The sequence below is a fragment of the Bartonella sp. AP9QHHD genome (assembly GCF_042195625.1).
Classification (GTDB): Bacteria; Pseudomonadota; Alphaproteobacteria; order Rhizobiales; family Rhizobiaceae; genus Bartonella.
In genome coordinates this window covers 103,987-113,963 of record NZ_JBHIOP010000047.1, presented here as the reverse complement: position 1 = coordinate 113,963, position 9,977 = coordinate 103,987, and the positions used below count along the sequence as shown (strand labels likewise).

Genomic DNA, 9,977 nt, shown 5'->3' with positions numbered 1-9,977 from the left:
AGATTGCATCAATTTTTCATAAGAACAGAAGGGGAAGTCCGTACGTCCAATAGAACCACGAAAGAGAACATCACCCAAGAGAGCTAAGCGCTCTTTTTCATTGAAATAAATAACATGACCAGGGGAATGTCCTGGGGTGTGAAAAACCTTAAACACATGTCCAGCAAAATGAACGCACTCACCATCTTCTAACCATTGGTCAGGAATACAGATGCAAGCATCAGTGATGCCATAATTTTTTGCGCTTTCGCTCACGGCATCCATCACAGGCTTATCATCGCGATGTGAACCGATAATTTTTACATTAAGCGCTTCTTTCACTTGCATTGCTGCTCCTACATGATCAAAATGACCATGTGTTATCCAAATAGCCTCAACGATAACACCATTCTTTTCGATTACGTCTTGAATTCGTGGCCAATCACCACCAGGATCAACGAGAACCCCCGTTTTACATTCACTATCAAAAAGCAAAGTGCAATTTTGTTGGAATGTCGTAACTGGAATAATATGTATATTAAGACTACCCATAATATCCTTTTCAAAAATAACTTTTTTAAATTTATAAATAAAACTTTCTTTCCTTTAAGGTAAAGGTGCTGCTCGACAGCTTTATACAACTTATGTAAACTTGCATTTTGTGTAAACTAAATTTTTATCAAGGTTTTTTTAAGAATGAGCAATCACGTTCAAGTTTTGTGTGACGATGCCCCTCACCTTCTTGTGATTGATGACGATACACGTATTCGCAATCTTTTATTTCAGTTTCTCATTAAAAATGGATTTCGTGTTTCAGTTTCAGCTAATGCGAATGAAGCAAGACGACTGTTAGTAAGTTTAGATTTTGATCTTCTTATTGTTGATGTCATGATGCCTGGCGAAAACGGTATTGATCTCACTCATTCACTCCGCCAAACAAAAGATGTCCCTATCTTTATGTTAACAGCTTTATCAGAAATAGACAATCGTATCCGTGGATTAGAAGCAGGGGCAGATGATTATCTGGCTAAGCCGTTTGACCCTCGTGAACTTCTCCTTCGCATCAACGCCATTTTACGACGTGGTTTTCCCCCTCACCAACCTAAAATTGAGCAAATAGTTTTTGGTCCTTATATATTTTCAATTTCACGACGCGAACTCAAAAAAGGAGGAGAAATTATTAAATTAACAGATAAAGAACAAGAAATGATGGTCATGTTTGCCGAAAATGCAGGCGATACAATTCCGCGCCATAAATTCGCGACCGATGACAGCAATATAAGTGAACGTGCCATTGATGTGCAGATCAACCGCCTTCGTCGTAAGATCGAAAAAAACCCAGCACTGCCTATATGGCTCCAAACCGTGCGAGGAATAGGGTATAAACTCTCTATTGAATAGGCACAAGAATGATCAAACCTTTAAGATTTTTTCTTCGATGGTTAACGAAAAAAATGCCTAAACGGCTTTATGCTCGCTCTTTGATCATTATCATTGCTCCCATGGTGCTTCTGCAAACGGTGATTGCTTATGTCTTTATGGAACGCCATTGGCAAATGGTAACGGAGCGTCTTTCAACGGCTGTCGTGCATGATATTTCAGCCATTATTGATATTCTTGAAACATATCCCCAACAAGATAACTATGAAGATATCAAGCGTATTGCACAACAACGTATGGGATTAAATATTTCTATTCTATCTCCTACCTCCTTACCCCCTCCAGGACCTAAGCCATTTTTTGCAATTCTTGACTATTTTTTAAGTGAAGAAATCACCCGCCAAATTAACCGTCCCTTCTGGATCGATACCGTAGGAGATTCTGATCTTGTTGAAATCCGTATCCACCTTGGTCACAACATTTTACGCGTCTTTGCTCCACGCAGCCAAGCCTATGCTTCCAATACTGCTATTTTTTTAAGCTGGATGGTAGGAACAGCTCTTGTTTTATTGCTGATAGCAATTTACTTTTTACGCAATCAAATCAAACCGATTCAACAATTGGCTGAAGCAGCAGAAAGCTTTGGACGCGGTCGTCCTTTACCAAAAGGATTTCAACCACAAGGAGCTGATGAAGTCCGACGTGCAGGCATCGCTTTTTTACGCATGCGTGAACGTATTGAACGCCAAATTGAACAACGTACCATGATGCTCTCAGGAGTAAGTCATGATTTAAGAACCATTCTTACACGCTTTAAACTTCAGCTGGCATTAGTAAATACTGACTTTGATATTAAACCGCTTGAGCAAGATGTAAGTGACATGCAAAATATGTTAGAAGATTATCTTGCTTTTGCTCGTGGTGAAGGAAGTGAAAGTGTCAAGACTTTTGATTTAAATGCTCTTATGCAAAAATTCTCCACCGATGCTCGTCTTCACAAACGTCAATTTTCTTACACTATTGAAGGTCCTACAGAAATACAAGTACGTCCCCGTGCTTTTACACGCTTGGTCAGCAATCTTGTATCAAATGCATTTTGTTACGGCACGACCGTTAAACTAACCGCTAACTCTCAACAAGAATCTTTTATATTAATAATCGATGATAATGGACCTGGAATTCATAAAAATATGCGCACAGAAGTTTTTAAGCCATTCTTTCGACTTGATAAAGCGCGAAATCAAGATGCAAGTGGAACAGGACTTGGTCTTTCTATTGCTCAAGACATAGCACGCAGCCATGGTGGCAATATACAATTAGATGAGAGCCCACTCGGGGGAGTGCGCGCTATTCTTGATGTCCCCCTATGAGCAATATTTCCGCAAACCGTCTGTAAAAATAACAGACTGTATATTTTAGGCATTCCCTACAGTTTCAAACAAAGTGTACTGTAGTGCCTTGTAAGCACTTTCTCCCGACAAAGCAACCATCTGAAATGCAACATAATGGCTTTCACAGGCTTTAAGTGCATGTATCAACAATGTTTCAACCTGTATATGAGATGGATGCATCCCACCAGCCAAAAGAAGACCTTGTCGATAAATAACTGAATTATTCCTTTGCCAGTAATCAAAATGTCCCAACAACAACTTTTCATTAATTGCTAGCAATAAGCGCTGTATTTCAGCTGTTCGAGCATTTTTAATAGAGAGATCAAACGAACAAGCTAAATGAAGTGCTTCATGCTCTTCCATCCATGAAAAAGCAAGACGATAGTTTGCGCGTTTTCCTTCCACACAAACGCTAATTTCATCTTGTGCATCCCGCTCAAACGACCAATCATATTCACAGGCAATCTGTTCGATAAAGTCAACAGGGTGCTCTTTTCTTTCTGTGGCGCAAAATGCAAGCCTCATCACAATCCTCAATCATCTTAAAACATTGTCAACAGAATATAAACCGTCTCAACTGTAACAATATTTTGCTACAATCAGAACCTTTACACCAAACAAATACACATAAAAACATCGACAGTACACAAACACCCAGAACACAATCGCGCTGTTTAGGGCAACCTGATAGTCATAAAACGAATCATCAAGTCTTTTCAGTGTATTGATACAATTTCATAGCGCCAGCCCCCCTGATTCAAAAAAATGTACTTTACCCAAAAAAAAATCAAAAATAAACAAATGCTCCGCTCTAACAGACTCAAGATTAAGCATTTTTTAGTTTCACGCATCATATTGAAAAATTGGGGATATTTTTTTGAAGATTCTTTCTTTTTAAACTATTTTACTTTTTTGTGTCTGCGTTTTTTTTTAATCATCTTTTTTTAAATCATCAAGGCGTCTTTTCAAATCAGCGTTATCAGCATGGATTTTCAGCACCATCTCCTTAAAAGTCTCAAACTCTTCGCGAGAAACAAGATCAAGTTTGTTTGCTATCTTTTCAGCCTGCACACGAAAAGCTGTTCCAGCTTCACGTCGTATGCCTTGCGCAACGTCAGCAGCATCCGTTGCTAATTTTGCTAATTCATCAAGAATACGATTTGATCCATTACGCATAACCTTTTTCCTTAAATTTTAATTATTGACGCACGCATTATAGCGTATTCTCATAACATTTAGATACTGTAATTTGTTCCTTTTACTCTATATTTTACATACTGTGCAGATTTTTCATAATGATTTTGTTTAAGATTTTTTAATATTCCTTTTATCACCATATTTTTTACCGCGATAAATCAGTGGAAATCTATCTCCCTTTCTGACTAGCCTCCCTACTGACTTGACCATTGTGTATTCATCTGTCATTTCTGACCATTAGAGTCACTTCATATTCATCTCATATAATGTAAAATGCTTAATTCATGAACAATCTCGCCTGTCCAGCCATTGCTTTTCCGTCTTTTCTTGATCCTGTTATTATCCAGCTAGGTCCCATAACACTTCATTGGTATGGACTTGGTTACGTGCTGGGTATTCTTTTTGCTTGGTGGTATGCGCAAAAATTATTAAAAAAAACATCTCTATGGTATAGAAACTATCCTCCTATGGATAAAGAAAAAATCGGAGATTTTGTTGTCTGGTCTGCCATAAGTGTTGTTGTCGGAGGGCGTTTAGGACAAGTTCTTGTATGGGATCCCATTTACTATTTTAACCATCCAAGTGCTATTATTGCCGTATGGGATGGGGGAATGTCCTTTCATGGCGGACTTATTGGTATTATCATTGCTATGATCTGGTTTGCCCGTAAAAATCGTATTAACATACGAGCCATGTTTGATATCATTGCTGCAGGTGCTCCTATTGGTATCGGCATTGTACGAATCTGCAACTTCATTAACCAAGAATTATGGGGTAATATTACTACACGTCCTTGGGCTGTTTGTTTTCCTCTCGATCCTTACTATTTACCGCGCCATCCAAGCCAGCTTTACGAAGCATTTATGGAAGGATTTCTTCTCTTCATCATCCTGTGTCTTCTTATTTTTGGGTTCAAAGCATTAAAACGTCCCGGTACTGTATCAGGAACATTTATTATAGGCTACGCAGTAACACGCAGCATTTCTGAAATTTACCGTGCGCCTCAAGAAGATCCAGAATGGTTTTCGACTCTTTTCCATTCTACTGGTTTTACCTATGGCATGGCTTTATCTCTTCCCATGCTTCTTGTAGGGTTTTATCTTCTTCTCCACGCCTTTAAATATAAACCGACAGAAAATGGCCAATCTCAAAGAAAAAATTAAAGAAATTATTGTCCTTAATGGACCAATCACTGTTAGCCAATATATGACGTTGGCACTCACCGATCCCCAATTTGGTTATTATCACACACAAACCCCTTTTGGACATGCTGGTGATTTCATTACAGCACCTGAAATAAGCCAATTATTTGGAGAGATGATTGGCATTTGGACTCTTGCAAGCTGGAAAGCTCAAGGGTGCCCTCACCCTTTTATTCTCGCTGAAATAGGTCCAGGACGAGGAACTTTGATGGATGACATTTTGCGAACTATCCAAAAGCTCTCTCAAACGGCATTTAATGCTGCTGAAATTTTTCTGATCGAAATAAGCAAAAAACTTGCAAAAGAACAAAAAAAGCGCCTTTTCTCTTATCAAAAACAAATCCATAGCATTGAAAATTTTAATCAAATTCCTTCAAATCCTCTCTTCCTCATTGCTAATGAATTTCTCGATACACTCCCTATCAACCAATATATTAAAGTCAATGGAGAATGGAAAGAGCGCCGCATTACAGTCAATCAAAATGGAGATTTCATCTTTATTGCTGCCCCGCATAAACTTCCCTCTTCTTGTCTACAAACCTATTGTTCTAAAGTGCCTGACGGAACAATTTTTGAACATGCCCCCTTACGGCATCAATTCATGCAACAAATCAGCCACCATTTAGTGCAAGTGACAGGTTCTGCTTTACTTATCGACTATGGTGCTTGTGAGCTTGCCTTTGGCGATACCTTGCAAGCACTCTCAAAACATAGATTTCGTGATGTTTTTGATGCCCCTGGTGAACATGATTTAACATCCCATGTTGATTTTTCTTTTTTAAAAAACATAGCTCTTGAACAGGGCTGTTTTGCTGAAATCTTAGAGCAAGGAGAATTTCTTTTTAAAATGGGGCTACTGGAGCGCGCAAACCAGCTTGGAGTTGGCAAAAGTGCTCCTTTGCAAGACAAAATCCGCCAAGACATCGAACGGCTCGCTAGTCCAGATCAGATGGGAAAATTATTTAAAGTTTTACATTTCAGTGATAAAAATATCTCCATACCTCCCCAATTTTAATGATCGGCGCTTTTGTCAATAAGCACATCATTATCTGAAATATTCATTGACAAATATGAACATCTCCATCCTCACTTTAAATAATCTCCATAAGGAACTTTTATGAAATCTATCCCTCATCCCATTCTTGCAAAAAATCTTTCTACTTTACACCCCCATGGAATAAAACATGGATTTTTTACACGTCAAGGTGGTGTTTCAAAAAATCTTTATCATAGTCTTAATGTTGGGAAAGGTTCAAATGATCAACTTGAATATATTGTACAGAATCGTCTTTTGATTGCCAATTATTTTTCTATTGAAGCGCAAAATTTAGTCACAGTTAATCAAATACACTCCTGTAACGTTGTCGTAGCTCATCAAGCAACTATCGGTGCACCTCCTCAAGCTGATGCTCTGGTTACAACCACCCCAGAACTCGTTATTGGGGTTCTTACAGCAGATTGCGGCCCCATTCTGTTTGCTGATCCACAAGCTAGAGTCATCGCTGCAACTCATGCTGGCTGGCGTGGAAGCTTAAATGGAATTATCGAGAAAACAATTGCTGTTATGGAAAAACAAGGAGCCAAAAGACAATCAATAACAGCAGTCCTTGGACCTTGTATTGGCCCCTATCACTATGAAGTAACAAATGAATTTTACGACCAATTTATTGATTACCACAGCAAATACCAAAAATATTTTTTAAAAACAGACAAAATAAATCGCTTTTATTTTAATCTATGGGCATTTATTATAAACCAACTCAAAGAAGCAGGTGTTAATGCTTCTTGTGTAGAGCTTTGTACCTATCAAGATGAACAGCGTTTTTTCTCCTATCGCCGTGCAATACACCGCAACGAACCCGATTACGGACGGCAGATTTCTGCTATTATGCTGAAAAACAAAAGATGAGCCCCTTTATGCTTGAGAACAATACCAAAACTGCAAAACTAAACTTTTTACCCAAATGTAAAAATAAATCCCATTGTACTTTGCTTTTTTCACGAAATTATCTAGCAGCCCATAAAATATGATAGCCTTCGCTATGATCATTTTCAATGTTTAGTTATAATGATTGAAGGCAAGATGATACTTCTTTTTATTACTCCCCTTCATTCATCTTAAATATGAAACATTCCCCATATTGAAAGTATTTTTATAAAGTAATAACCAAAAAGCTTAATCAATATGTATTTCTTTGCCGCATGGAGAAAAACTTTGCTCTAAAAGTAATAAACTTTTGGAAAAAGAGAAAACATACTGCATAGTTCTTTAATAATAATCGATAAAATTGTAAGGCTTTTGTAATTGTTCTCTTGCAATTTAATAAAAAGAAATTAAAAACCGTGTCGCATTCCCACCATGATGATTCAGAGGTTCTACTATGAAACTTTTCTGCGGAAATTCTAATCCACGCCTAGCTGAAGATGTTGCAAATTATTTGAACATCCCCTTAGGCAAAGCAACTGTAAAGCGCTTTGCTGATCAAGAAATTTTCGTAGAACTGCATGAAAATGTACGTGGACAAGATGTTTTTGTTTTGCAATCTACATCCTATCCCGCAAATGATCATTTGATGGAATTACTCATCATGATTGATGCCCTTCGTCGTTCTTCTGCGCGTCGTATTACAGCTGTTATCCCCTATTTTGGCTATGCCCGCCAAGATAGAAAACCAGGACCACGAACTCCTATTTCTGCAAAACTTGTTGCCAACCTCATTACTGAAGCAGGGGCCCATCGTGTTTTAACATTGGACCTTCATGCAGGACAAATTCAAGGTTTTTTTGATATCCCTACGGATAATCTCTATGCTGTTCCTGTCATTTCTCGCGATGTCAAAGTGCATTATTCTCTTGAAAATGTTATCGTTGTTTCACCTGATGTGGGTGGTGTGGTTCGCGCGCGCGCGCTTGCCAAGCGCTTGAACAGTTTGCTCGCTATTGTGGATAAACGTCGCGAAAGCCCCGGTGAATCAGAAGTTATGAATATCATTGGAGATGTATCGGGAAAAGATTGCCTTTTGCTTGATGATATTGTTGATTCAGGTGGAACTTTATGCAATGCAGCAAGTGCTCTGCTTAAACATGGTGCCAATAGTGTCACAGCTTATATCACGCACGGTGTTCTTTCTGGTAATGCAATCGAGCGAATTGCTAATTCAGAGATGAAAGAATTGGTTATTACAGATTCAATTATGCCAACACAAGCTATTGAGAAAACCCATAATATTCGTGTTTTGCCCATTGCCGACCTTATGGGAGAAGCAATAGCAAGGACAGCAGCAGAACAATCGGTTTCCAGCTTATTTGGTTAAAGTGGTTCCTTGGGGTCTCCCGGTGCTGTTTCAACACCAAGATCAGGAAAGGCAACAATACGTTGACCACTAAAATGCGTGTGAATAACAATAAGTCCACGCTCTTCAAAGTAGGTTAAAAGTCGGCGTGCACGGCTTAAAGAATGAGTCCCATAAAGACGTGCTAAAAATGCATCAGATGGACATGGCTTTCCCCCTAATGCGGCCTGTGCCACGTTCAAGAAGACTCCTTGAACATCTTCTTCCAAACTTTCTGATATCTGCAAAATATGTTTCCAATGTTCACTGACAGCCGTTTGTTCATCAACAAAAGCCTGAGCAATAGCCAATTTACGCCGAAATTGTGAAAGATTAAAAGGAACCTTTGACATCCCATGGATACGGCAACGAACTGAAAAATCTTGATAAAGCACCGCTGTTGAACGATAAAAAGCTTCAGAATCCTCAAGAATTTCCCGAATAATATGTTCTGCTTGCCCGTCACGCTCAACATCAGAAAGTTCAGGAAATAAACTTGGGTTTTCTTCTAACAACTCTTGTTTTTTATGCACGACCTCCTCTAACATCTCGTGCATTGACTTTTCCCTCATCGGCTCTCGTGTTTGTTTAAATGGCGTTAAAATTTCCTCTGGTGAAGCAGTAAAAACGAGCTCTTGCACATCATCCCGCTCTGTTGGAAGTGGCATTAATTTAGGGCTAGAAGAGCGTGCCAAAGTTTCAACAGAACCGATAATAATTGGTAAGGGACGTCGTGATAAAGCAGGGCCTAAAGCTATAAAATTTCCCCGTTCAAGATCTCTAAACATTTCCGCTTGGCGACGCTCCATCCCCAAAAGATCAGCGGCGCGCACCATATCAATATCTAAAAAAGTCCGCCCTATTAAAAAGTTTGAAGCTTCAGCCGCAACATTTTTGGCAAGCTTAGCCAAACGTTGTGTCGCAATAACACCAGCAAGACCACGTTTACGTCCTCGACACATCAGATTGGTCATAGCGCTCAAAGAAATTTTACGCGCTTCATCAGAAACTTCTCCTGCTGCAGTTGGAGCAAACAATTGTGCTTCATCGACAACGACAAGCATAGGATACCAATAATCACGTTCCACATCAAACAGTGCCCCAAGGAAAGCCCCTACAGCACGCATCTGTTGTTCAGTGTCCAAACCTTCAAGATTAAATACCACCGAAACCCGATGTTGTCGAATGCGATGCGCAATACGTGTCAATTCTAGTTCGCTCCGTTGAGCCTCTACAATAACATGACCAAATTTATCTGCCAAAGTTACAAAATCGCCTTCTGGATCAATTACACAATGCTGCACCCACTGAGCACTTTGCTCCAGAAGACGGCGTAAAAGATGTGATTTCCCTGAACCAGAATTACCTTGTACAAGAAGACGTGTCGCCAATAATTCTTCCAAATCAAGAAGTGCTGGCATCGATTTATGCAAAGCACGACTTTCTGACATCTCACCCAAGGCAATCTCAACCTTCATAACATCTCCAGTGTTTGA

10 protein-coding genes are annotated in these 9,977 nt (G+C 39.2%); 6 read left to right on the top strand and 4 right to left on the bottom strand.

All coding sequences use genetic code 11. The annotated features are described in order from the left end of the window. The coding region (locus tag ACFIK4_RS04030) for an MBL fold metallo-hydrolase (RefSeq protein WP_375675064.1) at positions 1-531 on the bottom strand (531 nt) is incomplete at its 3' end. Positions 532-675: 144 nt separating this feature from the next. Here ACFIK4_RS04030 and ACFIK4_RS04025 point away from each other — a divergent pair. Both ACFIK4_RS04025 and ACFIK4_RS04020 read left to right on the top strand, forming a co-directional pair. Next, complete coding sequence (locus ACFIK4_RS04025) at positions 676-1,380, top strand: response regulator (RefSeq protein WP_375638076.1); 705 nt, start codon at positions 676-678, stop codon at positions 1,378-1,380. Positions 1,381-1,388: 8 nt separating this feature from the next. Beyond that, a complete protein-coding gene (locus tag ACFIK4_RS04020; RefSeq protein WP_375611185.1) occupies positions 1,389-2,729 on the top strand; it encodes an ATP-binding protein in 1,341 nt (446 codons plus the stop codon). A 45-nt stretch (positions 2,730-2,774) separates the two neighbouring features. Here ACFIK4_RS04020 and ACFIK4_RS04015 read toward each other — a convergent pair whose 3' ends face one another. Both ACFIK4_RS04015 and ACFIK4_RS04010 read right to left on the bottom strand, forming a co-directional pair. Next, positions 2,775-3,275, bottom strand: coding sequence for a YbjN domain-containing protein (locus ACFIK4_RS04015; protein WP_273724125.1), 501 nt, complete (start codon positions 3,273-3,275; stop codon positions 2,775-2,777). Between the two features lie 405 nt (positions 3,276-3,680). Next, positions 3,681-3,926: an accessory factor UbiK family protein gene (locus ACFIK4_RS04010; RefSeq protein ID WP_273791228.1), complete on the bottom strand. Its 246-nt coding sequence runs from the start codon at positions 3,924-3,926 to the stop codon at positions 3,681-3,683. Between the two features lie 305 nt (positions 3,927-4,231). Between ACFIK4_RS04010 and lgt the strand changes: the two genes are divergently transcribed. The 4 genes from lgt to ACFIK4_RS03990 all read left to right on the top strand — a co-directional run bounded on the left by lgt (position 4,232) and on the right by ACFIK4_RS03990 (position 8,463). Continuing rightward, complete coding sequence (gene lgt / locus ACFIK4_RS04005; RefSeq protein ID WP_375675061.1) at positions 4,232-5,110, top strand: prolipoprotein diacylglyceryl transferase; 879 nt, start codon at positions 4,232-4,234, stop codon at positions 5,108-5,110. Beyond that, positions 5,085-6,164: a class I SAM-dependent methyltransferase gene (locus tag ACFIK4_RS04000; RefSeq protein ID WP_375620698.1), complete on the top strand. Its 1,080-nt coding sequence runs from the start codon at positions 5,085-5,087 to the stop codon at positions 6,162-6,164. The genes lgt and ACFIK4_RS04000 overlap by 26 nt, the downstream gene beginning before the upstream one ends. Positions 6,165-6,266: 102 nt before the next feature. After that, positions 6,267-7,058, top strand: coding sequence for a peptidoglycan editing factor PgeF (gene pgeF / locus ACFIK4_RS03995; RefSeq protein ID WP_375612980.1), 792 nt, complete (start codon positions 6,267-6,269; stop codon positions 7,056-7,058). 472 nt (positions 7,059-7,530) lie between these two features. Next, positions 7,531-8,463 carry a ribose-phosphate pyrophosphokinase gene (locus ACFIK4_RS03990; RefSeq protein ID WP_375606345.1) on the top strand — a complete coding sequence of 311 codons (933 nt, stop codon included), beginning with the start codon at positions 7,531-7,533 and terminating at the stop codon, positions 8,461-8,463. Here the strand turns inward: ACFIK4_RS03990 and ACFIK4_RS03985 are convergent. Continuing rightward, positions 8,460-9,959 (bottom strand): helicase HerA domain-containing protein, encoded by a 1,500-nt coding sequence (locus ACFIK4_RS03985; protein ID WP_375612981.1) that lies wholly within the window; start codon positions 9,957-9,959, stop codon positions 8,460-8,462. The genes ACFIK4_RS03990 and ACFIK4_RS03985 overlap by 4 nt on opposite strands. Between the last annotated feature and the right edge of the window lie 18 nt (positions 9,960-9,977).